Origin of the sequence: Vibrio chagasii (assembly GCA_041879415.1) — a bacterium.
In the GTDB taxonomy this organism is placed as follows: domain Bacteria; phylum Pseudomonadota; class Gammaproteobacteria; order Enterobacterales; family Vibrionaceae; genus Vibrio.
In genome coordinates this window covers 1,297,729-1,324,149 of sequence record CP090851.1, presented here as the reverse complement: position 1 = coordinate 1,324,149, position 26,421 = coordinate 1,297,729, and the positions used below count along the sequence as shown (strand labels likewise).

Sequence of the window (26,421 nt, the reverse complement as noted above, 5' to 3'; positions counted from 1 at the left end):
TTTTCCATCCAATAGTTGAGTTCGATTTTTACGATGGTAAGGTGAAGCTTTGTCGTCGCATTGCTCGTGCTTAAATGCGGGTTTAGTAGTGAGAAGTAAAAAGGATTTATAGATGGAATTAAAGTATCGTTCAGCTGAATTTGAAGATTTGGAAAGCCTTGTTGCTTTGCTTTCAAATGACCCACTTGGTAGTAAAAGAGAAGATGCGTCTATTCCGTTGAATCGTGGCTACATTGAAGCGTTCGAAGCGATTGCACGAGACCCAAACAACGAATTATTGGTTGTTGAACTGGAAGGTGCTCTAGTCGGGATGCTTCAACTAACCTTTATTCCGTATCTAACGCATATTGGTAGTTGGCGTTGTCTTATCGAAGGTGTTCGAATCCACAGTGACTATCGTGGACAAGGTTTCGGTGAGCAAATGTTCGGACACGCTATCGAACTGGCAAAAAACAAAGGCTGTACAATCGTTCAGTTAACAAGTGACAAGCAGCGCCCTGATGCGATCAGGTTCTACGAGAAACTCGGATTCAAAGCAACACATGAAGGGTTCAAACTCGCGTTGTAGGCTGTTTACTCACGATCTGCTTCAGTGATTCATTTCAATCTTCTTCACCTTTAGCATGCTCTAATAGGCCAGTATGAACAAACAACTTGAATATTTAATCCATCAAGTTCCTGAGTTAGTTGAGACTGCTAAAGTGTGTCGAGAAGTAGGGTTGCCAAACTTCTATATTGCTGGTGGCGCTATTACTCAAGTAGTCTGGAATAGTATTGAAAATAAGCCACTTCTCGATCAGGTGAAGGACTTTGATATCGTTTATTTCGACAGTTCTCAGCTCACCAGTGAAGATGGGTTTAAAAGTCGCATTTGCTCGCGGTTAAGTCATATCGTAGATATTGATGTAAAAAATCAGGCAACTATCCATGAACGCTATTCGACGAAGTTCGGATGTTCCATTCAGCCATATGAGTGTGTTGAGCAAGGTATTGAATCTTGGTTATCTGCTTTTGCTATTGGCTTCACCATAGAAGGGTCAGATCACATCAGAATATTTGCACCTTACGGATTAGAGGACGCATTTAACATGTTGATCAAGCCAAATAAGCGAGCAATGACTAAAGAGAACTACAGCAAAATGATAGCTAGTTACAAAGCTAGATGGCCGCAAGTGAGAGTGCTATCTTGGGTTTGACAACCAATTCCCGGTACATCTAGAGGTCAGGGAAGGGATAACTTTCGTCTTTAAAACGTTTGGAGCTTACTTGTTCATGAAAATCAGAGAAATGGATTTAGCTGATCTACCAGCCTTATACGACATTTATACCGATAAAGAAGTCGTGAACAACAATCGCTATTCAGCAGATATCAAACGGGAAGAGTTTGATGCGATGTTCAATGATAACCAACGCCATTTCGTTGCCATTGCTAAAGATGGCGAACTTTTAGGGCATTTAGCGTTAAATCTCTCGACAAAACCAAGATTAAAACACTCTGCTTCTTTTGGAGTTGCGGTAGCAAAAGCTTCTCGTGGAAAGGGCGTAGGTCGTTTTTTATTAGGACACTTGGTGTCTTATTGTGACAAAGAGTTGGATCTAGCACGCCTTGAATTGGAAGTTCATGCTAACAATGCTGCTGCGTTGTCGCTGTATAAGTCATTTGGCTTTGAGGTCGAGGGGACAAAACGCAAGGCAGTGTTGGTTGACGGTGAATTAATAGACATCATTATCATGTCGAGGGTAACAGGCTAAACGGCAATACAATCCCCCATAGCTCAATTAGAAGAAAGGATAATCAGAGGTAGTAATGGAAATAAGAACTGCAAAGCTTGAGGATATCAGGCAACTAGTCGCATTGCAGGAATCGTGTCATGTTTCAAATTTGGATGAGTCGGATAAATCAGATGGTTTCTTGAACACTGTCCTAGACGAAGGGCTGCTCAAAAAAGTAATCCAGCAAGAAGAGGCGGTGTTTGTTGCTGAAATCGACCATGTCATTGTTGCGATGGCGGTTTGTGCTTCATGGCAATTTTGGAGATGTTCCGAGGGGTTAACATCAGTCGCGACTAAGCTTTCTACTGTGACTATTGAAAGCACTCAGTTAAATACAACCAATTCATACTTCTGGGGGCCAGTTTGTGTGGGTAAGGGGAGCCGCGGCCAAGGTGTGTTTGAGAAGCTGTTTCAATTTAGTTGTAAGGCAAAAAGTGACGAGTTCCCGTATGTTTACACCTACGTACACCAGGATAACGCTCGTTCTTTTTCCGCTCATATTCAAAAAGCAGGCTTTACATACGTTAAAGACTTCGAATTAAACGGGCAAATCTTTAAAGAAATGGTGCGACCGACAAAAGTTGCCTAACGTATGAGTTCAGAGACAACTTTCCTGACAAGGTTAATAAGTCGATTCGAAATAAGCGGTACTTTTCGTTGTGATTGTTTAACCAATACCCAATTAAATTCTGAGTAAACACTTTATGTTTTGCGTAATGCAGCAACCAACGTAAAACTGCGTTACATGAAGTTCACCGAAGACTGAGTTTTCTATCGAGTTATTGAGATATAAGTGCAATTCAGATGTGCAACTTTTGGTAATTAACGTTCCCTGTCGATTATCGAATTTTTCTTCAAGCTAATTACTAAGACAGGGAACTGAAATGAACAGATTAACATGGACTGCACTTGTGCCGCTTTTGCTCTCAATGGCCATGGTGTTTAGCACTTATAGTTATGGAAGCGAGAGTGGGTCAGAAGCGTTCACTGTCTCTTTGGTGCTGTCTGCGCCTTTAATTTTTACCTTTTTACTCGTTTTCTCATTTTGCCGAGATGGCGCTCTTGATAGGCATGCGTTGTTTGGAACTATTGCCATTTGTATGCATTTATCTACGGTATTGTTACATGTTTGGTGGAATGGGTTCATGTTCACCGATGTGACCAGAAACGACGGTTTAGGGCCAGCACAAGGGTACTCTGGTTTGATACTTTGGCTGGGTAGCATCAAGGCAATGATCATTGGCATCGCTGTTGGAGTCTGCGCACATTTTGTGACTCGAATGGTTAGAAGGCTGGCCTTTAGATAAGGTTACGTAGCTTACCAACACCTCTAGCAAAAGGAGTTTGAAGTATGTTTTATAGCAAGGAGCTCAACAAAGGGTTGCTACTGATCCTCATTATGCTTAGCGTGTTTATTGTATTTACATCTGACGACGGCCTCGGAGCCTTCTTTGCCCTGTCGATAAACGCTTTAATTGCGATTCTTTTTTTCTCCATGACGATTGAGCTTAAAGGCGACACGCTAACTTGGTATTTCGGCTTTGGTTTTTGGCGAAAGGTTGTAAAGGTATCTGATATCGTCGACACATCGTTTTACCAAACTAAGTGGTATCAAGGTATTGGTATCCGAATGTTGAGCGATGGTTGGTTGTATAACGCATCGACAGGCTCAGCAATAAAGCTAAGCTTAAGCGGTGGAAAACACATTTATATTGGTTGTAAAGACGCACAAGGTTTGAAGGCTGCCTTGGGTAAAAGCAATTAGCGGAGAGAAGTGGTTAATTGAGTGAATGAACTGGGTTGGTTTTAGTGGGTAAAGGTAAGTTGTGATTGAATTTAAAACGGTAGGTCTATTTGTACTTACGGCGATAGCGGAAATAGTAGGGTGTTATTTACCTTACCTTTGGCTAAGGGAAGACAAGAGTGTCTGGTTACTGATCCCGGCAGCAATAAGCCTTGCAGCATTTGCTTGGTTGCTGACTCTGCACCCTACAGCAACAGGGCGTGTTTATGCGGCTTACGGTGGTGTGTACATCTCAGTCGCGCTGGTATGGTTGTGGCTTGTTGATGGTGAGAAGCCAACAACCTGGGATTTAGTTGGTGGTTCGGTGGCGCTGCTTGGCATGGCGATTATTATGTTCGCACCAAGAAACGTGTAATTAGACGCTGTTCTGGCGTAATTTGAATCGCTTATTTTCAAGGAGGAATTAGAGTACATGACAAAGGTTGATTGGCACAAAAATCAGATAGATGAGAATACGTTAATCACAGATAGCTATAAAACGACTCAGAATGTCCGTCGATACTTTAAATCCCAATTTGGTGAGCAGTTCAAGTTTGATCGTGATTTCATGCTTTGGATGAAAAGCTCAACAGGATTAACGATGGGTGATGCCGTACAAGAGTGGGCGAAGCGCAACCAAGCTAAGTAGTCACGTTTGTATGAATAGAAAAATACCGCTGATTGATTCAGCGGTATTTTTTTGCTTATTGCTTATTGCTTATTGCTTCGGTGAATTGCGTGACGGTCTTTTAGTTCACAGCAGCTAACTCGACACTTTCTGTATTGTTAGAGACTTTCCAATCACCACCGAGTGCTTTGTATACAGCGATAGTCGTGTTCGCGGTTTGCAGCTTGGCGGCCACTTGGCGGTCTTGCATCATCTTTTGTTGTCTTTGTGCATCTAACACAGACAAGTAGTCAACAAGGCCAGCCTTGTACAAGGATTTTGCCTTGCTGACGGCGTTATCAACGGCAAGGGTGGCTTCATCAATGCGCTTTTGATTCTCTTGGCTTCGACCGTATGCGAACAAGCTTGAATCTACCTCAGCGAATGCGCTATCTACCGAATGTTGGTAATTAAGTGCAGCTGAGCGGAATCTCGATTCATTCATCTCGACCATGGCTTCACCGCGGCCACCATCAAACACATTCCAACTAATGCCCGCTGACGCAGCCCAACCGAATGAATCGCTGCTGAACAAGTCGTCAAAACTTCCAGCGGTAACGCCAGGCGTACCTGTTAAGAAGAACTTTGGATAACGATTGGCAATACTTGCACCAAGTTCTTCGTTGATAGCGGCCATTTCACGTTCTGCGATGCGAATGTCTGGGCGCTGTTCCAATAAATCTGAAGGGATGCCTGTTGGGATAACATCTTTCATTCTTGGAAGAGTATAGTCACCCGCTAAACGCTGATTAACGTTCGAAAGTGACTCGCCTAGTAACACCGCCATACGCTGCTTGTGAACTTGTTCTGCAATTTCTAGCTGAGGAACAATAGCTTCCGTTGCTGCTAGCATTGCTTTGGCCTGTGCCAGATCTAACTCAGAGCCATAGCCACTTCGAACCACTTTAGTTACTAACTCAAGTGTGCGTTGTTGGTCTTGTATGTTCTCCATTGCAATTGCTTTGCGTTCTTGTGCGCCACGGTATTGAAGGTAGTTGTGGATCACGTCTGCGGTGATCAAGGTATTTAACCCTGATTGGAAGATTTCGGCTTGTTCGACACGAATCGAAGCTGCGTTTGCTTGTCTGTCGATGCGTCCAAACAGGTCCATTTCCCACGCGATGCTCGCGCCAAGAAAACCGCCATCGTGTTGTGCCTCCAGCAATGACATACCGGTTGCTGATTCAACCGCATCTGATGCACCAAATACTGGGCCGAGTAGGGAGTCATTCTCACTCAGTTGGTAGTTGTAGTAACCACCACCGACATTTAGTGTCGGTACTTTAAAAGATTCAACAACACTCTTATAGGAGTTGGCCATATTGATTCGTTCAGCAGCGAGTTTGAGTGGTATGTTTTGGCTTTGCACATCAGCCACTAACTGATTGAGTGTCGGATCATTGAACTGAGTCCACCAATGGTTCTGCTGTTGATTCGTCTCACTGTGGCTTTCACTGTCTTGGCTGTACAGGAAGGTTTCTGCCATTGTGGTTTGTGGCTCCTCGTAATCTGGGCCAACCGCGCAACCGGTAAGTAACAAGGCTAGGGCAATAGGAGCCACTTTAAACTTAGGTAATCGATACATGTTTACTGCTCCTTATTGAGTGACGTTAGTTTGTTGGTTATCTGTATTGCTCGGCGTCGCGTCAAGCACAACAACAGCATCCTTTATCGCATCTGAAATACTCACGGTTTCTTCGGCACGATAGAATAGTTTGTATAGCGCGGGCATCACGAACAGAGACAACACGGTTGCTGCCGCCAAACCACCAATAATCGTTGCTGCCATCTGGTCGAATAGGAGGTCCGTTAGTAGCGGGATCATACCAAGAGCCGTTGTTAGTGCGCCCATCGAGATCGCCATGGTACGGTTCACGGTTGCTTCTTTAATAGCATCCGACAGCGTACGACCATTGGTGCGTTCCAGTTCAATTTGATCCATCAGTACAATACCGTTTTTGATGATCATACCTGTTAGGGTGACTGCACCAATCAAAGCCATGAAGCCGAAAGGTTTATCCAATAACAACAAGCTGAATGTCGCCCCCGTTGCTGCAAGCGGCAATGTGGTGAAGATAATCACTGGTTGCTTAAAGCCGTTAAACATCGCGACTAGAATGATCACCATCAACAACATCGCTTTTGGTAGTTGTTTGAGGATGTCACTTACTGCTTTATGCTCGTCGTAGTATTCACCACCCCATTCAAGGCTGTAACCTGGCGGAAGTTCGATAGCTTCAATATCGTCAATGACGGCATTTCTTACTGCAGCCGGAGTGGTGTAGCGGCCCACACCTGCTTGTGCGGTAATGGTTTTGACACGATCACGACGCCAAATCATGGTCTCTTCGCTTGTTAGTTCAAACCCGTCCACCACTTGGCCGAGAGGTACGCTATGTAAGCCCAATAGCGAGCGAACCGGCAATGTTTCTAGTGATTGAAGGCTGCGATCTGTACCTCTTAGTTGAATCGTAATGAGTTCATCGTTGAGGTTCATGCGTCCTAGTGGCATGCCTTCAGAAGCACGCTTCATTGCGAATGCGATGTCGGCGCGGTTGATACCTGCTTGGCGAACCTTGTCTTGGTTGATGATCGGTTGAAGCACTTTGCTCTTTTGTCGCCAGTCGTCACGCACATATTTGGTATCAGGGTGCGCTTCAAAAATCGCTTTGGCTTTGTTAGATAGGTCATGCAGCACAGCCACGTCAGGGCCAGAGAAGCGAGCTTCTACGCTGAATTTATCTGATGTCGCAAGCTTCAAACCTCTAAACCTTGGGTTTGCGTTTGGAAACTCTTTGGCAAGCCATTTGTCACCACGAGCGATTAAGGTACTGAGTGATGGATAATCGGTCGCGTTAATCAAGATCTGACCATACGCAGGGTCGAACGGCTCAGGCTCGATCGTTACTGAGAATCGCGGTGCACCAGCGCCAACATAGGTAGAGATGCTCGTCACTTCTGGTTGTTCTAATAACCAAGCTTCAATACGCTCCATGTCTTGTGACGTTTGTTCGATCTTTGCGCCATTCGGTAGCCAGTAATCAAGGAACAAGATTGGACGATCTGCTTGTGGGATGAAGTTAATCGCAATGCTTGGAATCGCTAGCGCGGTAACCAGAATCAAAGGTATCAGTGCTGACAGGGCTTTAATTGGATTATCGACTGTCCAGTTCACGCTCTTTCGGTACAAGCTGACTTTTGTATCCGTTTTTTGCACAGTTGGCTTAATGAACATCCAGCACATTAACGCGGTGAACGTCATTGCCACAAACCATGACAGCAGTAGTGAAGAGGCGATGATTAAGAATACTGAGCTCGCAAATTCAGCGGCATCTGTCTGGGAGAAGATAACCGGGCTTGCACCCATAATCGCAATCACGGTAGCGCCAAACAGTGGTGTTGCCGTCTCTTTTACTGAGTCGATAGCTGCAACCGTTCGGTCGATACCTTTGTTGATCTTCACGATCATCATGTCGGTAATCACAATTGCATTATCAACCAACATACCTAGGGCAAGGATAAAGGTACCAAGAGACACACGGTGTAAATCGATATCTGCGATGTTCATATAGATGAGCGTCAGCAGAATCGTAAGTAGTAGGCTAGAGCCAACAATGGTTGCACTCTTTAAGCCCATGAAAACGGATAGTACGACAAATACAATCGCAACACTCTCAAGCAGGTTGCTTACGAAGTTATCTATCGACTTTTGAACTTCTTCAGGCTGGTTGGCAACGGTTGCGACCTCTACACCTAGAGGCAGCGATGCTTGGAACTCATTGACGATTCGATTGATGTCATCGCCTAGAGATACGACGTTCACACCAGACACCGGGCTCATCGCAAGCGTCACGGCTGGTACGCCGTTGTAGCGATTTTCTGTCATCATCGGCTCTTGATAGCCCATGGTCACATCAGCAATATCGCCCAGACGTATAAGACCAGTACCTAAATCACTTACACCACCTTTGATCATCAGGTTTTTGATGTCCGCTAAAGAAGTGAATTGGCTTGATTGCTGAACACGAATTCGTTCGCTACCCGCAGAGAACTTACCTGCGTCAAACGTGGTGTTCTGCGTGTTTAACTGGCTCCATACCTGCGCCATAGATAAGCCGTACTGCGCCAAACGTTCATCAGGGATATCGATATGAACAACGCGCGGTTGGACACCATGCAATTCTACTTTCTTAATCCCATCGACGGTTTTAATGCGACGTTGTAACTCTTCCGCATAACTACGAAGCTCTGATGGAGTCGCGTCTTTACCGTAAACTGAGAAAAGCATCCCGTACACTTCAGAGAACTCATCTTGTACGATGCTGATTTGCGCCGTACTCGGTAGCAGCATTTTCATGTCTGATACTTTACGACGAAGTAGATCCCATTCCTGTGGAAGTTCTTTTGAGTTTAACGACTCTTTCAAATCGACAAACACCATCGACATCCCTGGACGAGAAAGCGATCGTAGTCGGTTTAAAGTCGCCATTTCTTGAAGTTTGGTTTCAACCGTATCCGTGACTTGTTGCTCTACTTCTTCAGCCGAAGCACCAGGGTAGAGAGTGACGACGACAGCCGTTTTTACTGTGAAGCTTGGGTCTTCGAGTTTTCCTAGGTCAAAATAGGAATAGAGCCCAGCAATCACGCTTAACGCGGTGAAGAACAAGACAAAGGTTCGTTGCTTTATGGCAAAGTCAGCTAAGTTCATAGTGTTCACCTACAGTCCTTTAACTTGGATGGATGAGAAATGCTGGCCTTCCTTGATGTATTGAGCGCCGCTCACGACAACAAAGTCACCATCATTCAACGTTGAATCGACACAGGCGCTGTTTTCTCTCACAGAGGTGATGTTGATAGGCACGGATTCAGCTTGTGAGCCCTTGATAACAAACACTTGCTCATTGCCAGACTGATTAACAATCGATGAGTAAGGTAGGCAGAAGTTGTTGCTACTTTCACCTAATTCAGTGGTGAGCGTCACTGCTTTGCCAGGTAATAGATTTCGAGTGTCTGCACTGGTCAAATCATCCAAACGATAGGTCACAGAATAGGTCTGTTTTATTGGGTGAGGGAGCGTCGAGATTTCAGTCGCATGACCAGTAATAGACTTTTTTGCGTGATACCAACTAATGGTTGCTTGTTGCTCAGCTTCGAATTGGTGAATCAAGTTTTCTGGTACATCGATGGTCACTTCAAGCTGTTCTGGCTTATGAATAGTAAACACAGCTACACCCGGCAGCACTTGTTCATATTGATCGAAGTTCGATGAAGCAATCACACCATCGAAAGGCGCTAACAAGCGGGTGTAGCGCACCGAATCTTTCGCTCGACGAATGTTTTGTTCTACCACCTTAACTGCGGCTTCACTGCGTTCATAACCGCTGATTGCACGGTCTAGGTTTACGTTGGCAATGGCATCATCAGCAATCGCTTGTTTCACGCGAGCTAATTCAGCTTTTGCCAACTTATGTGCAGATTTCGCTTCTAAAGCGCGAGCTTGCAGCTCTTCTAACGCGACTTGATAATCGTGTGGATCGAGTTGCGCGATAGGTTGACCTTTTTGCACGCGATCGCCCGTTTTAACAAGCAATTCTTGTATGGTGCCGGGAACACGAAATGCCACGCCTGCGGTTTCTACTGATTGAAGCTTACCTGTGAAGGTCTTACTCGATTGTTGAGATGCAGATTCAAGTTGGATGACTTGAATAGGGCGTTCCTGCTTTGCTTTTGCTGAATCAGCATGTGATGAGGTAACAGACGCTTGGTTGCAACCAATAAGAGATACAAGGCTGGCAGCGAGTAGAGAGTAGCGATAGATGGACATCATGAATTGCTCCTAAATATTAATGGAGCAATTCTATCGAGATGAAACGAAGAGATAATCAGTGCTAATGGTATAACACTGTCACGGAAATTGAGACAATTACTATAGTTTTGGTAGTTCTTGTAACAAGAAATCAATCAATAATTGACTCGCATGGCTCAACGCTTTTCGTTGTGGGTAAAGCAGCCAAGCTTCTTCTTTTTGCAACGTCTCGTTAGGGAAGAGGTTAACCAACGTGCCTTCTTTGAGCTCTTGCCTCACCATGAGTTGTGGCAATAACGCAATACCACGGTGTCGCGCCGACGCGCCTTTCACAAAACCAATACTGTCACTAACAATAGATGGCTCTACTTTGACGACTTGATTGGATATTTCCCACTCTTTATCGATGTCACCACTTGGCCAACGAAAACAGACAAACGGAAATTTCGCTAATTCCTCAAGAGTGGCAGGTCTACCGGTTTTAGCGATGTATTCTGGGCTAGCAACGAATATACGCTGTAGATCCATTACCTTACGTGCAACTACATTTGAGTCGCTTAAACGACCGCCATGCATTGCAAGGTCTAACCCTTGTCGATACATGTCGATAAAACCGTTACTGATGCTGCGAATATCGAGCTCGATTTCCGGGTAGAGATCTTGGAACTTAAATAGAGTGGCTTGGACGATATCACCGGTCTCTGGAAGCAAACCGATCTTGACTCGCCCGTGAGGCACTTCTAATAAGTTTGACGCCACATGATTGGCTTTTTCCAAAGCACTCAATGCTTTCAACAGCTCGTTGTAATACAACTCGCCAGACTTAGTAACCGATAGGCTGCGCGTTGTACGGAAGAATAACTGTATATTGAGTGATTTCTCTAAATCATTGATTCGGCGACTGACATTTGCTCGCGGAAGATCCAGTGCGTTCGCGGCGGCGGTAAAGCTTCCAAGCTCAACGACGGTCGTAAATAATTTAAGATCTTCAATTTTCATAGCAAAGCGGCATCGAATATAAAGTGGGAATGTTTACGCGGCATCGTATATCAAATGGTATATAAAATCGAAAAAACCAATGAGTAATTAATTACTCATTGGTTTTAATAGGACGTAAATCAAAAAGTGCAGAACTATCTGTGACCGAATCTGATAAATGAATGCAAAGTCGACTTTTTAGCGACCTCGGCCATCAACCATCACAACGATCGTTTTAGTGATAATGCTTAGGTCAGTCGCAATCCAAGATTTAACCGAGCATAGGCTTAATGCGTAACTGTGGTCGAATCCAACTTTACGGCGCACGTCTTCAATACAAGTGTCATAGCCTTGGTTAACTTGTGCTAGCCCTGTGATACCAGGCATAACGCCATAAGTACGGTCTGCAAAGTATGGAATTTCGTTTTCTAACTTAGTGTAGAAGGTAGGGCGTTCCGGGCGTGGACCAATTAGAGACATTTCACCTTTTAGTACATTGAATAACTGAGGGATTTCATCAAGTCGAGTTTTTCTTAAAAAGCGACCTACAGGTGTAATTCTTGGGTCGTTTTGTGTAGCCCAAACCGCACCAGAGCGAGACTCGGCATCTTCATACATGCTTCGAAATTTCATGATCTCAAAGATTTCCATTTTCTCTGGTGTTGATTTACCGACACGAAGCTGACGATAAAATACTGGACCACGAGAAGTGAGAACAATCGCTAGGGCAATGATAGGGAACACTGGTGACAAGATAATAAGTGCAACCAATGAGCTTACAAAATCGAAGGTACGCTTCGCACGAGAGATTTTGTTTTGGTATAGGTTTTGATTTGATAGTTGGTCAATATTCATCATGGTCAATCCTTAACGATTTGCTCGAGTCCAAGGTGAGTTTTCTAATCCAAGTAGGTAGCGTAAGCCACCGATGAAGTTGGCGTAATGACCAACGACTAAGTAAGAGATTAATGAAATAGGTTTGTTGACTAGGCGCTTTGGTAATATGCAGCCAAGTAAGCCAATGGTGTATACCGCAATCTGTGCCCACAGTAGTGCTTCAAACACTAAATAATGATTTAGGAGAGCTGAACACACTAAGCACATGATCATTAAATAGGGAGTCAGTAGGCGTAGCCCTTTTCCTGAAAAGAAAGCAAAAGCGATGCCTTTGAACTTAGGGCTGAACAAGCCGAACAGTCGTATCGCTTGCTGCATATTGCCAGCTGAGATACGTAAGCGACGTTTGAAGTCAGTATCTAGGTTCGATTCTTCAAGCTCTAGCGCTACCATTTGCGTTTCATATTCAGCGATGTAGCCTTGTTTAACGATTTGCATTGGAAGAATGAAGTCGTCGTTGATGGTATTGGCAGGCAACATCTCGAATAAGTGCGTTCTAAACAGATAAAATGCACCGTGCGAACCAAGGCTTGAGCCTAACGACGCCTCTGACTCTTTCACTGCTGTTTGGTATTGCCAATAGGTGTTTTCACCTTCGTTACCTGATGGACAAAGCTGGTAAGTGGCATTCACCACGCCAACCTTGTCACTTTCAAAGTGAGCGGCTGCGATTAGTAACGCATCAAGTGATATAAGGGCTGAAACGTCACTAAGGGCGGTAATGTCACTCTTAATGTTTGTCACTTCTTCATTAATAACCGCTACTTTGCCTCGGTTTTGTTTGTGGTCGTGTATTTCCACATGTATGTCGCTGCACATAGCTTCTTGAATCGTCATCTGAGCAATATCGACGGTGTTATCTGTACAGCCATCACACGCGATAATCACTCGTAGCTTCTTTTTCGGATAGTCCAGAGAAGCAAGGTTGCGGACTTTATCTGCGATCCATTGTTCTTCGTTGAATGCTGGCACCAAAATCGTGATAGTTGGTAGCGTACAATCTTGTTTTTCATCTTTATAACAGCGATGACTCTCTTCAACTTGGCGCGCCGGGTGACCCTTTGCGTACCAGCGTAGCAGGATTGGATATGCTGCATGATGGTAGACAATAAGCGCTCCAGAGAACAAACATAAACTTGCAAGTACCCAATCAATCATGCGTATACTCCTTCAGAAATGTCATCGTATGAAGCAACCATCTTAACTATGTCGAAGTTATTCAGAATGTATGGGCGAGGTGATAGAAAGCGTTCACCTTGATGTTCTAGTAAGGCATGAGCTAAGCCCGTGATACTTCCTCTTTTCACTAGCGTTCCGCTAACAGGGCACAATGTTTCATCCACGGCACCAACATCCATCGCAACGGTTGGGATGTTGCATGCTTGAGCTTCTAGTGTCGAAAGTGGTAACCCCTCATGACGAGAAGGTAAGCAAAAGGTATCAAGCGCGCCGTAAAAAGTGGTCATGTCTTCCACCAAGCCAAGAAAAACAATGCGGTCTGTTAAGTTAAGGCGGCTAGCAAGCTGTTGAAGTTCTTTTCGTTTAGAGCCATCACCAGCGAAGGCAACGACCATGTTTTTTGGAAGAAGAGCTAGGGCTTTAATCAGTTGGTCTTGGCCTTTAACGTGTTCCAATCGACCTGCACACCCGATGATTTTTTTGTCTAGCGGAAGGTTTAATTGGGTTCTTGCATCGCTTTTCGATGTTGGTTTGAACTTGTTGCAATCGACGCCATTTTTAATGGTAATGATATTGCTGTAGGTAAAAGCAGAACGAAGTTGTTTGTAAACACAAGTTGCATCAGCCACTAATGTCGGCTTCGCTGCCTTTAAAGCAAGTGCCTGTAAGCGGCGACGTTTATTGTTTTGTAAATGCCAAGCGTCATGCTCAGTATGAATGCGAGTAGGGACACCAGAAACGCGAGCGGCACACCCTGCGTAAAGAAGTGGGCCGATGTGATGAGTGTGAACCACGTCTGGACGAATCGCCTTAAACGCAGTTATCAGCTTAGAGATAATATTAACTTGAACACCTGGCGCTTTGTCCATAAATACGATTTGACTCTCATAAGGTTGAAGCTTAGGCCAGTTGTCGATAGATTCTTTCTTAGTTCCTTCAAGGCTCACAATCAATACTTGGTCTACTGGTTTTGCCAAGCGAAGTAGATCAAGAGTTAGTGTTTCAAGGCCTCCAGGGGCGAGGTGTTGAACGACATGTATTATTTTTTTACCTGTTCTAGCGACTTGTTGATTTGCCATGATGACGCTCCCTGCGATAACGCTTTTAATGTTGCACCTAGCTTTAGTTCGTTGTTTTTCTTGTTACGGTTACTCTATTGCACGTGCTGTGCCAATTTATTAAGCTATATTTTTCAATGGGTTATGCCATTGCTGGAAGCTTGGGTTTGTCATTCTCAAATTGGGAATCAAAACACGACAGTAAATCAAAGAGCTAAGTCGCAAATAAAGAGCAACTCAACATCCGTTTTGCCCCGTTCTAAACAAAAAAACACCAACAAAGGTTGGTGTTTTCGTGATATTTGGTTGTCTAATTCATTTTAGGAATGACGGTGAGAACTGGGACATTCAAGATGTCTTCAATTTCACTTTTTCGTTTAACAGAAGAGTCAAAGAGCTCAAAAAGTATCGCAAGACCAACACCTAATCCAATACCCGCGACTAAACCAGCAATAACAAACAGAAATGTGGGCATGTTGGATTTAATACTTGGTGTGTAAGGTAAATCAATGATCTTCACTCGCTTGTTTTCTTCAAATACACCCAGTGAACCTGTTAACTGAGCCATCTCATATCGCTCAGTCAACTCATCGTACAGTTGGCGCTTAATTTTTACGTCACGTTGAAGTCGGTACATCTCTTTTGCGTTATCACCAAAGTTATTCGCTTTGTGTTCTAGCTCGAAGATCATGGTACGAAGGCTTTTCGTTTCTTCCTTAAGAGATTCGAATTGTGCACGAACTAGCTGAAGACTATGCAGTTGAGTCACGAGTAAAGGTTGCGTGTCAGACAGCTTAGTCATTGTTGTGCTACTCGCAATATCCCATAACTGGTCGCTGTTTAAACCGGGTTGCTTAAGCGCAAGTAGTGTCTTTCTTTCGTTTTCTAACCTTTCTAGCTCAAGCATCTTCGCTTGTACTGCACTGTGTTTGTTAGTGTACTTGGCTTTTAGCAGGGTTAGTGCGCTTTGAGTATCAATGATTTGGTCTTCTAGTCGGCCGATCACAGGGTTAGTTTTAGACAATTGTTGATCGATAGACCCAAGACTTTTTTGAACGCCGGACAGCTCCGCTTCTTTCTCTGCCAATGTTTGTTTAAGTGAAGCTAATCGGTTCAAGCTTTGACTCTGAACTTCTGGCGTTGAATGAACATTCTCGTTTACGTATCTTGCGAGCGCTTCTTCCGCTTCGGCCAACGCCGCACTTCGCTCATCAATGTGGATTTTTAGAAAGCTACTTGAGTCTTGTATCGAAGAGCGTTCAGGTGCTAGCAGTTGTTCGATAAAGTGCTGACTAACGGAAGTCAGAGTCGCTTCCATACCGATAGGGGTATCTGAGCTAAGGCTGATTTTAATGAAGTCTTTACCCAACTGATTGACGGACAATCGCTGTGATAAGTCGGTGATAATCTCTTGTTTCTCGACACTAGACATCTCAGGAGTCGTTAATTCAAGCTCTTCCGCAACGGAGTAAAGTACATGACGACTGTGAAGCAAAGTTCTCAAAGCACTCATACGATCTTTAAGCATGGTCGAGACTGCAATGTCCTCAAGGAACGGGTTCATTTTCGCGGTTTCTTGAATCAACATACTGGTATGCGAATCGTATTTAGTTGGTGCAAGTTTGCTCACACCAAAACCAACGAAAGGTAATATCAGAATAGGCACGAATATTACGTAACGTTGACGCCACGCCGCATTTAACAAGCCCAACAGTCGTAATTTAAGGTTATTCATAATAGCTCCAACATCCAATGTACGAAGTTACCGCGGTTTTTCCAGCTGTCTTTTTCAACAACAGAGATTGGTGAGTTTGTTAAATCACGAGCATGGTCTAGTGCCCAAATCATTTGGTTTGCGCTACCGACTGTGGTCACGTGTTCCTGATATGGAATAAGCGCAGGGAAAGGTGTTGTGACAATGGGCGTACCCGCCGCTAGGTATTCCATCAACTTAAGTGGGCTGCAAGCACGAATCTGTTCGTTATCAACAAACGGTAGAAGGCTTACATCCCAATGCTGCGAGTAACTTGGCAACGTATGATGAGGACGAGGACCAAGATAATGCACGTTATCCAAATTAGGCAACATAAGCGTATCTAGCTCGTTCGGGCCGATGAAAACGAAATCCCATTCAGGAACGGCTTTCGCAACTTTCTCGATCATGTCGTAATCAAGCCATTTAGAAAGGCTGCCATAGAAACCAGCAATAGGGCGGTGGCTACTTGGCAAATCTTTCGCACGTGGAGCTGGTGTTGAAAACAGGCTCACATCGACGCCGTGTGGCAACAGCTGAGCTTTACCCTCTGGAAATTTAGCCATCAGCTTTTGACTGGCTGCAAAGATAAGGTCTGACTTTTCAATTAGCTCAGACTCATGCTTAGCCACGGTTTTATGGTCAACACCTGCCAATGCACTAAAGTCGTCACCACAGTAATAAACGACAGATGACTCCCCTAAGTGACCACACAAATCGACAGCCGTTGGTAATGAGGTCCATAGAATCGGCGCTTTAAGTTGTAGGTCAGCAATGATTGGTTTTAACTGACGTAGCATCATATGTTGTGCGATCTTTCTCGATGCCGCTGATGCTGGTGCGGGAATCGTTTTGAGATTAACGACCGTGATATTGTCGTGACCTTGTGAGTCGAGCATGTTCTGTGTCACCGCTTTGGTTTTACCAAACAGCTTGTTGAATGCTCGCGTTGCATCTTTGATTGACAGTCTTGGTTGTCTTAGGCCAATAGAGTTAACCCAAAGTACTTTGTGTCGCTTTGCAAGATGACGAACGAGGTGTTGTGTTGAAGACGGAAGGCCGCCAAAATCTTCACCGAAGACGATTAAATCACGCATGGTCACCTCCGTGTGTTTCTAGTGAGTCGAATACGTCAGATTCAGTGACTTCTACTGATTTGATGTGTCCCACGATTTTCGCCGGGTTTCCCGCTGCAATAGAGAATGCAGGGATATCTTTCGTTACCACACTGCCTGCAGCAACGACTGCGCCTTCACCTATTGTCACACCGCCTTTAACCGTTACATTAGTCCCAAGCCATACATCTTGTTCAAGAATGATGTCGCCGATCTGCTGCGGGTCATCGCCTTCGCCTCGTGCTCTTCGCGTTGCATCAAGTGGGTGGCCTGAATAACCGAACAGAAATGCACCACCGGCGATACGAACGTTGTCTGAGATGATGACTCGCTTTCCTACCGCGATAGTCGACTGCCAACCGATGTCTACGTTGTTGCCGATAGAGAGTAGAGGGTGCTCTAAACCTTCAAGCGGTTGGGTACAGCCAGAGAAAGTGGTGTGCCCAGATATGCGGCAATCGTCACCAATTGAGATTTGTAGCGGACCGCTTACAAAAGGAAGGCCACCATAAAGATAAAGGCGTTTACCACACTGAGCGACTCTGCCTTTGAACGCTGGCGTCCAATAACAAAAGCGGGTAAAACCGCCAATGACGTTCACAACAAGCTTGTGCGTCTGGTACAGACAGCGATTAAAGATTTGAGGAGTAGGGAGCTCGGCGCTTCTGATATTTTTCAAAATGAAAAACACATTTCTAATTCGAGAATTAGGGTGAAACTTAAGCCAGTGTTTGAATTGATGGATAGATGCTGACGTCATAATGAGATTCCTTCTGTGTTGTTATATAGAAGTACTTTCATATTGTGTGCCAGTTAATAAGTTCAATAATTTCAATTGGTTAAAAAATAGCTTTTAGATTTTCTCATTTTGACAAGCAGTTTGGGATACATTCGAAACGCAAACAGTGAGTGCTGCGAGGATGTAAATCGGCCAGTTGAAGCCTTGAGTTAGAAAAGTACCGGATACAATGGTACCGATCAGGCCTGCATAGACCGCGTAGGCCACAGCATTCAGTTCTGGTGGGACATTGGAGCCCGCAGCTTTAAGTCGCGCTAACGTGGCACGAGATGTTTTGATCAGAGAGACAATAAGCCCTACAAAAATGATCAATCCAATAAACCCAGTTTCAGCCAGAACGCCAAACCATGTGCTATGCACAGCGTGATTTAAGCCATCCCAATGAGAGCTGTAAAAGAAGTAGTTTGAAAAGAAGTTGTTTAAGCCAACACCAGTAAGAGGATTATCCAACGCCATTTTAAACGCAGCTTCCCACGCATAGATTCTTCCCATTGCGGATTCATCGATACCTTCTTCGGCCGCACCGCCTGAGGATCTGTCTGAAATACCCGCGACGAGGTAAAGGACAACACCAGCAACCGCACCGCCTGATATTAATAACACTTTTGAGCGCACCAATTTCCACGCAAAGATGCCGATAACCGCGATACATCCTAATAGTCCACCACGACTTTGTGTTGCAATTATGGCCGCGAGTAATAGTAGGCAAACGAGGGCACTGATTATTCGTTTGAACCAAGGTATTCCAGGTGTGCTGGCTTGGCTTATCGTAAATGCTAGCGGGAACATGAGCACTAACGACAGGTCGTTTGGATCACCTAACATGGAGCCAAAATCTCGTCCGATTGTTACCCTAGAACCCTCAACGAGCCCAATTCCGTTAGCCGAGTTGTACACTGCAATACAGCTAACCAATGCTCCTGCATAAATGATGGTCATCGCCGTTTTCGCAAGATCCTCGGTGGTATTCACTAGCCACATGATCGCGAGTGTCATAACGATAATTTTCCAATAAATCCCTTTAAACTCAGCCAATGCGATCGGCCTATTCGACGCGAACACGATACCAATGATGGTAAGAATCCAAAATATTGCGAGCCAGTTGAAAGAGTGATGCCAGAAGATTTTTAGCTCTTTACTCACGAATGCGTGCCAGAGCAAAGCGGACAGTGCGCCCATAGAGAGCAACAACGGAATTTTCATCGGATAGAGGACGGGAAGTGCTTCATGAATTCTGAAGAATGAAAAGACAACGAACAGCAAAACAAACCAAAACGCTTTGTTAATAACGAATAGAGCGCCCAAAGGTATAAAAGCAAGCACTATAACCACGACCGGGTGAGGAACGAGATACCAAGCAGCACCAATAATAAGGCTTAGGAATGAGAGCCCTAAAATTAGCGGTATTCGATTAACTTGGTCTCTCATTGTAAATCCCTAGCGTTTTTTATTATTGAACTAAAGAGATAGCAAGGTGAATGCCACATATCAACTCACGCTAAGTCATTGTATTTATGTTCAATTTAGATTTTTCTAAAACGTAGAGTTGAGGTGGGTCAAAATGAGAATCAAATTGGAAACGAGCTTGCCATTGTTATTTGGACTAAATCTATGGTGTGGCAATGCTATGCACTGTAGAAGGCAAGAATCTGTGGGATAACGGCTTGTGGAGAGTATTGTTCGATGATGGTATTTCTGGCTTTTTCGGCCATACCTGCTTTTTTCTGATCAGAAAGTGCAATCCAATCAACCAAACAAGTTTGTAGATCAGTTTCGTCCTGAGCAATATAGCCATTGTCTTGGTGGTTGATGAGTTGTGGCAGATTACCAACCTTTGACGCGATAACTGGAATACCGCGAGCCATGGCTTCTAGTGCTGCCATAGGTAAACCTTCATAGCGAGATGGTATGACTAAAACATCAATGGCTTTCCATGCATTGTCCATACTTGTTTGATGACCATGGAAGGTTAAGTTATCCGGCTTGGTTTGTTCGAGTGCCTGCCTTTCCGGCCCATCGCCAAATAGATGAAAATGATGATTAGCCAGAGATCGAGCAAGGCTGACAAATCTGTCTGGCGCTTTCTCATGGCTTAAACGTCCGACGAAACCAACGTGATACATTTTGTCCCTGTTGCCTACGTCATATAAATGTTCAGAAGTCGCGGAGCTATCAGGTATCGCAATAAAATTATTAAGTAGGGTGGTTTTTGAAGGAATCTTATCTTGTATCTTGTTGCTGACAACAAAACAGTGGTTCGACAGGAATCCCGTATACCTATCTAAAAGGTCATAAAGCCAGACTTTTCCTTTTGGTGTTTCTCCTGCGTGATACGTCGATATTTGACGTGGCTTTGAAGGGCTTATACTCACCAGTTTTACAAACTTACTTACTATGCTTGCCTTGTATCCATGGGCGTGGATATGGGAAGGATGATAGTGCTCTATCGCTTGTTTGAGCTGAGAAAGTGCGTTGGTTTGATTAGACGCTAATTCGCTAAGGTGACTAAAAGGAATATCTAGCTCAGTTAGTCGCGTTACGATAGGAGGGAGAGGGGCAAACTTGGTAAGCAGGACCACTCTGGTTTCACACTGATACTTAAGTAAACCGAGTGCAAGCTCGATGACATGGGTTTCAATACCACCAAATGTTTGGCTGTCTATTAACAGCCAAACTTCATTTGGTTTAGGAGTACTAGGCTTGATTGCACTCATCTTCAGATTCCCAAGCCTGTTTCTTACGATAAACAGTAGAAGGGCTAAGTTCCAATAGCACCGCTGCGTTTAACACATTGCCATCACAATGGTTTATAGCGTGTTGTATTGCCTCTCGTTCTATCTGCCACATAGGTCGAATAGCACCATCACTCGTCGTGAAGGCCGGTGTCGCTGGAGAAGCTTGAACATCACTAGCTGATGAACGCTCTAGCTCTTCAGGCGTAATCGGTGGAAGCTTAGTTTCAGTAATAGTAGGCGTTACCGAATCCACCGGGACGCTTCGTATTGGTGTTACACTTTTAGGCGCGGCAACGTCGGCCTTATTGATTGGTGCCGGTAGCATCTCTTTAGTCACGCTGATTTCATTGTTTAACACCACGATATTTCTAATGATGTTTTGCAATTGACGTACGTTACCAGGCCATGTGTAACGCTTTAGTAAGCTTTGAGTCTCTTTATCAATTGATTTGAATTTTTTCTTATCTTGTTTCGCATACAGCTTAAGAAAATGATTGGACAGAGTGACAATGTCACTTCCTCTTTCTCTGAGTGGCGGCATCTCAATAGGCACAACATGTACACGATAATATAGGTCTTCACGGAATCGTCCTTCTTCAACCTCTAAAAGCGGGTCGCGGTTGGTTGCACAGATGATTCTAACGTCGACTTTGATTTCTCTATTGCCACCTAGTGGGGTAAAGGTCCCCGTTTGCAGGAATCGAAGTAGTTTCTTCTGCATCTCGAGTTCCATTTCACAAAGCTCATCGAGAAACAGTGTACCACCATGGGCTTGCATCGCCGCACCTTTACGGTCTGTAGTCGCGCCTGTAAAGGCTCCTTTAACATGACCAAAGATTTCACTTTCCATCAAATCACGTGGGATCGCTCCACAGTTAATAGCAACAAATGGTTTATTGCAGCGCTGGCTCTCTTGGTGAATGGCTTCAGCACACACTTCCTTACCAGTACCACTTTCGCCATTAATAAATACGCTCGCTGTAGTGGGAGCGACAGAATCAATGGTTTTATAAACGGCTTGCATTGGCAAACAAGAGCCAATGAAGTTATGGAAGCGATCACGATCAAACTTACTTTGAATGTCATCGACAAGGTTTTCGAGTTTGGCTCTGCGCAGGTGCAAGTTAACGGATGTTTTTAGGCGGTCAGCTTGAATTGGTTTCTCTAAGAAGTCTTCCGCGCCGCGTTGAATTAAATCAACAGCAATATTTACAGAACCATGAGCTGTTGCGATGATGACGGCGGTAGGGATGTCATTGTCGGTTATCCAGTCTAGAACTTCTTCTCCCGGCATATCGGGTAATTTGAGATCAAGGATAACAAGCTGAGGAGCGTGTCTTTCAATAAATGTTTTCGCTTCCGAACCTGTTTCGACATGGAAAATGTCGTATGGCTCGTCTTTAACGTACTGTTTGTACAGTACGGCGAGGGAGGTGGAGTCTTCAACTAACAATACTTTAGGGCGCATTGTGTTATTCCTTTTGAAACTTTATCCTAATCAATCAATAGCATAGTGAAAGTTAACCATCAATTTAAATATTGGTCACTGGCTAGGCTGCGTTGAATCTTATACCTGTTACACGTGACGTCGATAAGCTAGTTAAAACCAGCATTTTTTCTCTGGATCAACGCCTCGATTGAACGTTCTGCCAATTTAATTAACTCGCTAACTTTTGAAAACGCGTCTTCGTGATTTTGTTCTAAACACTGCTTTTCTAATGCTCTCGCTAATTCACCTAAAGGGCGGTTGCCAAGTGAGAGCGCGGTGCTGCCGAGCGTATGTACTTCAAATTCGAGGGTTTGGGCATCTTTACTTGTTGCAGCTTCTTGAATCGCGACCAATCTAGTTTGTGATTCTTCTACGTAGTGGTCGATTAAAATTGGAATGATGTCTGCACTGGTGTCTCGAATCATTTGCTCCAGCACGCTTTCGTCAACAAGCTCTGTATGGGCCTGCTGACCTACATCTGTATTTGTGTCTGACGCTATTGTCGAGTTCATCAATCAAAATCCTTTTATTGAACTAAAAACAAGCCCGATATGAGAAGGCCAATATCTTTATCCACTCTTAAGTTTTAGTCATTTTTTAGAATAATTTCAACTGGTTGGCATATAAAGAAGGGAAATAGTGCTTATAGACATATGCTTATAGCCAGCTTTGTGACCAAGCTAACGCACTGTTGTCAGGTGTTTTGTCTTACGAAATATGCACTTAGGTGGCTATGTGGTTTGAGAGGCGGTTATTCGACATTAATCTATAGAAGCTTTCGTGCTAGCAAGGCATTAACGAAAAGAAAAAAGGCCACTGCTGTTTTTACACAACCAGTGGCCATATATGCATTAAATTAGGCGGTTTTTAACCAGAATAAGAAGGTTAGGATGCCTTATCAATCTTTGGCTTTGGGGCAGGTTCTACTTCCTCCTCGCTAGTCTCGGAGAAGATGTCTGCGACTGCACTTCTCTCTAGTTCGCCTTTGAGGTTACCGTCTTCATCAACGACTGGCAGTGAGTAATCGCAAGACATTGTGTCTGGCAAGACTTCTTCGATCACAGCATCAGGTAGTACGGCGGGTACTTCCTCATAGATTTCGTCACTGAAATCATGAACAGAAGAGTCTTCTACTGCATCTTCGAGGCTCTCTTTCGTTACAAGCCCTTGGTAACCGTCGTCGGTTACATGGTAGGCGTAATCATGCTTGAGCATTTTCATCTGCGCCAACGCTCCCTCGATGGTTTCTGAAGTGATTCGATACAACGGAGGTTGCATAACTGTTTCAACAGTAAGAGCTCGAGCGCGATTTACATCTTTAACGAAGGCTTCAACATAGTCATCAGCAGGATTGAGAAGAATCTCATGTGGTGTGCCTTGCTGTACTAACTCGCCATCTTTAAGGATCGCGATTCTGTCACCGAGACGCAGTGCCTCATCCAAATCGTGAGTGATGAACACTATCGTTTTATGAAGCTTCTCTTGGAGTTCAATCAACTGATCTTGCATTTCACTTCGGATAAGAGGGTCGAGTGCAGAGAAAGCTTCATCCATTAGTAAGATTTCAGCGTTAGTACACAATGCTCGGGATAAACCGACACGTTGCTGCTGACCACCTGACAGTTGGGCAGGGTATTGATTCCCATATCCCTTAAGACCGACCGTTTCTAACCATTCGGTTGCTTTAGCCAATCGCTGCTCTTTCTTAATTCCTTGAACTTCTAGACCGTAGGCAACGTTTTCAACAACGGTACGGTGTGGCATCAAACCAAAGCGTTGAAATACCATAGACATTTTGTGGCGGCGAAACTCTTCTAGCTCTTTGGTATTCAAGCTCATTACATCGATACCTTCGACCGTGATCTTTCCTTGAGTGGGATCGATCAAACGGTTGAAATGACGGATGAGTGTTGATTTACCAGAGCCCGAAAGCCCCATAATGACAAAAATTTCGCCTCGATTGATCTGAAGATTTATCTCTTTCAAGCCGACGGTATGACCTGTGTCTGCAAGGATCGCATCTTTGTGTTCACCCTTTTTCACGCGGTCCATAACAGACAAAGGCTTAGGTCCAAACACTTTGAACAGCCCACTAATTTCGATTAATGGTTTAGTCATGTTTGAATCCTCCTAGGTGCGCATTGGTTCTACGTGCATAAGCTTGCGAAGCTCGGTCAAATAGAATCGCGAGCGCGACAATTGCAAACCCATTCATTAAGCCTAGAGTGAAGTATTGATTGGTAATCGATTTAAGAACAGGTTGTCCTAAACCCTTAACACCAATCATCGACGCGATAACTACCATCGATAGCGCCATCATGATGGTTTGGTTGATACCAGCCATGATAGTTGGCATTGCAAGGGGTAGCTGTACGCCCCATAAGCGCTGTTTCTTGCTTGCACCAAAAGCGGTCGCTGCCTCTAGCACTTCCTTATCGACCAAGCGAATACCTAAGTTAGTCAAACGAATAACCGGGGGAATTGCGTAGATAACTACGGCAATTAGGCCAGGGATCTTACCGATACCAAGTAACATCACGACAGGGATTAGGTAAACGAATGCTGGCATGGTTTGCATGATATCAAGCAACGGCGTCACTATGGATTGTGCGCGGTTAGAACGCGCCATGGCGATACCAATAGGAATACCCAAGAAAATAGAAACCAGCGTACAAACAGTGATGATACTGAGTGTCCGCATTGTATCTTCCCACATACCAAAGTAGCCGATGAGCAGTAGAGAAGCGACACAGCCTAACGCCAGTTTCCAAGAGCGACTCGCCGCGTAAACTAAACCAGTGCAAACACCGAGAACGATGAGCCACGGGGTAGAGATGAGAAGTTTTTCAAACCACACTAAGAAGGAAAGAAGAGGGTCAAATAATGATTCGATCATTTCGCCATATTCACGGGAAAATTCACGATATGCGCCGTCTAGCGTCTTTTTAATTGCTCGCAAATCAGAGCGTTCCATTTCAGGGAAGCTCGATAACCAATTGCTGTCAGCCATTTTATATCCTTATAGTTCGGAGCGACTTGTTCAACACAATGAGATGCCATGTGAACAAGGCTCCGAATTACGAATAACATCAAGTATAGCGACGTTATTTCCATTGAATTGAAGCGTAGCCATAGAGAAATATAACTACTCTCTAAGTCTTGCTATTAAAGCTCAGCTTCAACTTTCTTCGCGACTTCTTCAGAAACCCATGGGTGCCATACTTCTGGGAATTTACTCAAGAAATGTATGCTTGCTTCTTCACCATCGGCTTGGTTGTCTTCCATCCAAGCGAGCAAGGCATTCATTTTTTCATTAGTGAAACCACGCTTAGTAAAGTAGTCGTACGCTTCCGGTGCGCGCGATGCAAAACTTTCAGTGGTAATTGTATGGACAGGAGAAGGTGGGTACATGGTTGCTTTCGGTGATTCACAGCCTTCTTGGGTCGTACAGCTGATAAACTCTTCCTTATCTACGCCGCTACCAAAGTCGACTTTAACCATGTCGTATTTACCAAGAACTGCGGTTGGTGCCCAGTAGTAACCGAACCATGCTTCTTCACGCTCGTAAGCTTTCGCGATAGAGCCAGATAAACCAGCACTTGAGCCAGGGTCAACGATAGTAAAACCACTGTCTTCTAAGTTGAGTGCTTCAAACAGGTTTGCGGCACTGATTTGACAGTTCCAACCTGCAGGACAGCTATAAAATGCGGATGTATCTGGGTCTTCAGGGTGTTTGAATAACGCAGCGTTCTTACGTACACCTTCGATTGTCGCCATTTCTGGGTTTTGTTTAACTAGGTAAGACGGAACCCAAAAACCTTCTTCACCACCGTTTACAAGTGCTTTACCTGCGTAGCGAAGTCGTTTCTCTTCAACACCTTTATCAAGCGCGTCTTTGAGGCTGTTACTCCATAATTCTGGTGCAACGTCGGGCTGGCCTTTTTCTATCATGGATGTGCCGGTTGGCATGGTATCACCAGGGATGAGCTCGGCATCACACCCGTAACCGTGTTCAAGGATGAATTGGTCGATGTTGGCGATGAGGGTTGCAGAGTTCCAGTTCATATCTGCGATTGTTACGCTGCCACATTCTCCAGCGTTAGCATGACCACTGGCTGCTGCAACTAACAAAAATACGGAGCTTAACTTGTATTTCATATTGAGTTTCCTTTCTCTTTAATAATACAACCAAGCTAATCAAGGTCGATTGACTAACTAAATTGCTCGATGGTGATCCTTTCCGTGTTTGAACCATTTGAGCAGAAGGAGGGATGGGGGAAGTGCTTATAGAAAAATCAATAAACCGATAAGGTCGCAAAGCATAAAGTGTGTTTGCTTGATTTATCCACGGTGTTTCACCGCCATCGGATAACTTTGTCAAACTATTAC

Annotated in this window: 25 protein-coding genes; 8 read left to right on the top strand and 17 right to left on the bottom strand. The window is 44.4% G+C overall.

Features of this window, described 5'->3' with window-relative positions; all coding sequences use genetic code 11:
* The first annotated feature begins 112 nt into the window (after positions 1-112).
* From L0991_05760 to L0991_05725, 8 genes are all read left to right on the top strand, one after another.
* A complete protein-coding gene (locus L0991_05760; GenBank protein ID XGB63575.1) occupies positions 113-568 on the top strand; it encodes a GNAT family N-acetyltransferase in 456 nt (151 codons plus the stop codon).
* A 73-nt stretch (positions 569-641) separates the two neighbouring features.
* Positions 642-1,196, top strand: coding sequence for a nucleotidyltransferase family protein (locus tag L0991_05755; GenBank protein XGB63574.1), 555 nt, complete (start codon positions 642-644; stop codon positions 1,194-1,196).
* 76 nt (positions 1,197-1,272) lie between these two features.
* Complete coding sequence (locus L0991_05750) at positions 1,273-1,752, top strand: GNAT family N-acetyltransferase (GenBank protein ID XGB63573.1); 480 nt, start codon at positions 1,273-1,275, stop codon at positions 1,750-1,752.
* Between the two features lie 55 nt (positions 1,753-1,807).
* Positions 1,808-2,362, top strand: a complete 555-nt coding sequence (locus L0991_05745) for a GNAT family acetyltransferase (protein XGB63572.1) — start codon at positions 1,808-1,810, stop codon at positions 2,360-2,362.
* 295 nt (positions 2,363-2,657) lie between these two features.
* Complete coding sequence (locus L0991_05740; protein ID XGB63571.1) at positions 2,658-3,080, top strand: hypothetical protein; 423 nt, start codon at positions 2,658-2,660, stop codon at positions 3,078-3,080.
* Between the two features lie 44 nt (positions 3,081-3,124).
* Positions 3,125-3,538, top strand: a complete 414-nt coding sequence (locus L0991_05735) for a hypothetical protein (GenBank protein XGB63570.1) — start codon at positions 3,125-3,127, stop codon at positions 3,536-3,538.
* Positions 3,539-3,599: 61 nt separating this feature from the next.
* A complete protein-coding gene (locus tag L0991_05730; protein XGB63569.1) occupies positions 3,600-3,932 on the top strand; it encodes a YnfA family protein in 333 nt (110 codons plus the stop codon).
* Between the two features lie 57 nt (positions 3,933-3,989).
* Positions 3,990-4,205: a DUF6434 domain-containing protein gene (locus L0991_05725; GenBank protein ID XGB63568.1), complete on the top strand. Its 216-nt coding sequence runs from the start codon at positions 3,990-3,992 to the stop codon at positions 4,203-4,205.
* Between the two features lie 100 nt (positions 4,206-4,305).
* Here the strand turns inward: L0991_05725 and L0991_05720 are convergent, their stop codons facing one another.
* From L0991_05720 to L0991_05640, 17 genes are all read right to left on the bottom strand, one after another.
* Complete coding sequence (locus L0991_05720) at positions 4,306-5,808, bottom strand: efflux transporter outer membrane subunit (GenBank protein ID XGB63567.1); 1,503 nt, start codon at positions 5,806-5,808, stop codon at positions 4,306-4,308.
* Positions 5,809-5,820: 12 nt separating this feature from the next.
* Positions 5,821-8,931, bottom strand: coding sequence for an efflux RND transporter permease subunit (locus L0991_05715; GenBank protein ID XGB63856.1), 3,111 nt, complete (start codon positions 8,929-8,931; stop codon positions 5,821-5,823).
* Positions 8,932-8,940: 9 nt separating this feature from the next.
* The gene (locus L0991_05710; GenBank protein XGB63566.1) at positions 8,941-10,050 is read right to left on the bottom strand and encodes an efflux RND transporter periplasmic adaptor subunit; all 1,110 of its coding nucleotides are present in this window, start codon (positions 10,048-10,050) and stop codon (positions 8,941-8,943) included.
* Between the two features lie 99 nt (positions 10,051-10,149).
* A complete protein-coding gene (locus L0991_05705; GenBank protein XGB63565.1) occupies positions 10,150-11,028 on the bottom strand; it encodes a LysR family transcriptional regulator in 879 nt (292 codons plus the stop codon).
* Between the two features lie 177 nt (positions 11,029-11,205).
* Positions 11,206-11,865, bottom strand: a complete 660-nt coding sequence (locus L0991_05700) for a sugar transferase (GenBank protein XGB63564.1) — start codon at positions 11,863-11,865, stop codon at positions 11,206-11,208.
* A 9-nt stretch (positions 11,866-11,874) separates the two neighbouring features.
* Positions 11,875-13,062 carry a glycosyltransferase family 2 protein gene (locus L0991_05695; protein XGB63563.1) on the bottom strand — a complete coding sequence of 396 codons (1,188 nt, stop codon included), beginning with the start codon at positions 13,060-13,062 and terminating at the stop codon, positions 11,875-11,877.
* Positions 13,059-14,162: a glycosyltransferase gene (locus tag L0991_05690; GenBank protein XGB63562.1), complete on the bottom strand. Its 1,104-nt coding sequence runs from the start codon at positions 14,160-14,162 to the stop codon at positions 13,059-13,061. The genes L0991_05695 and L0991_05690 overlap by 4 nt, the downstream gene beginning before the upstream one ends.
* 289 nt (positions 14,163-14,451) lie before the next feature.
* Positions 14,452-15,876, bottom strand: coding sequence for a chain-length determining protein (locus L0991_05685; GenBank protein XGB63561.1), 1,425 nt, complete (start codon positions 15,874-15,876; stop codon positions 14,452-14,454).
* Complete coding sequence (locus tag L0991_05680) at positions 15,873-16,991, bottom strand: glycosyltransferase (protein XGB63560.1); 1,119 nt, start codon at positions 16,989-16,991, stop codon at positions 15,873-15,875. Before L0991_05680 ends, L0991_05685 begins: the two co-directional genes overlap by 4 nt.
* On the bottom strand, positions 16,984-17,769 hold the full coding sequence (locus tag L0991_05675) for an acyltransferase (GenBank protein ID XGB63559.1): 786 nt from the start codon (positions 17,767-17,769) through the stop codon (positions 16,984-16,986). Before L0991_05675 ends, L0991_05680 begins: the two co-directional genes overlap by 8 nt.
* A gap of 93 nt (positions 17,770-17,862) precedes the next feature.
* Positions 17,863-19,236 (bottom strand): O-antigen ligase family protein, encoded by a 1,374-nt coding sequence (locus tag L0991_05670; protein XGB63558.1) that lies wholly within the window; start codon positions 19,234-19,236, stop codon positions 17,863-17,865.
* 197 nt (positions 19,237-19,433) lie between these two features.
* Positions 19,434-20,522 carry a glycosyltransferase family 4 protein gene (locus L0991_05665; protein ID XGB63557.1) on the bottom strand — a complete coding sequence of 363 codons (1,089 nt, stop codon included), beginning with the start codon at positions 20,520-20,522 and terminating at the stop codon, positions 19,434-19,436.
* Complete coding sequence (locus tag L0991_05660; GenBank protein XGB63556.1) at positions 20,503-22,011, bottom strand: sigma 54-interacting transcriptional regulator; 1,509 nt, start codon at positions 22,009-22,011, stop codon at positions 20,503-20,505. Before L0991_05660 ends, L0991_05665 begins: the two co-directional genes overlap by 20 nt.
* A gap of 128 nt (positions 22,012-22,139) precedes the next feature.
* Complete coding sequence (locus L0991_05655) at positions 22,140-22,544, bottom strand: Hpt domain-containing protein (protein XGB63555.1); 405 nt, start codon at positions 22,542-22,544, stop codon at positions 22,140-22,142.
* Positions 22,545-22,917: 373 nt separating this feature from the next.
* A complete protein-coding gene (locus L0991_05650) occupies positions 22,918-24,150 on the bottom strand; it encodes a glycine betaine/L-proline ABC transporter ATP-binding protein (GenBank protein XGB63554.1) in 1,233 nt (410 codons plus the stop codon).
* Positions 24,143-25,042, bottom strand: coding sequence for a proline/glycine betaine ABC transporter permease (locus tag L0991_05645; protein ID XGB63553.1), 900 nt, complete (start codon positions 25,040-25,042; stop codon positions 24,143-24,145). Before L0991_05645 ends, L0991_05650 begins: the two co-directional genes overlap by 8 nt.
* A 155-nt stretch (positions 25,043-25,197) precedes the next feature.
* Positions 25,198-26,190 (bottom strand): ABC transporter substrate-binding protein, encoded by a 993-nt coding sequence (locus tag L0991_05640; protein XGB63552.1) that lies wholly within the window; start codon positions 26,188-26,190, stop codon positions 25,198-25,200.
* Positions 26,191-26,421: the final 231 nt, after the last annotated feature.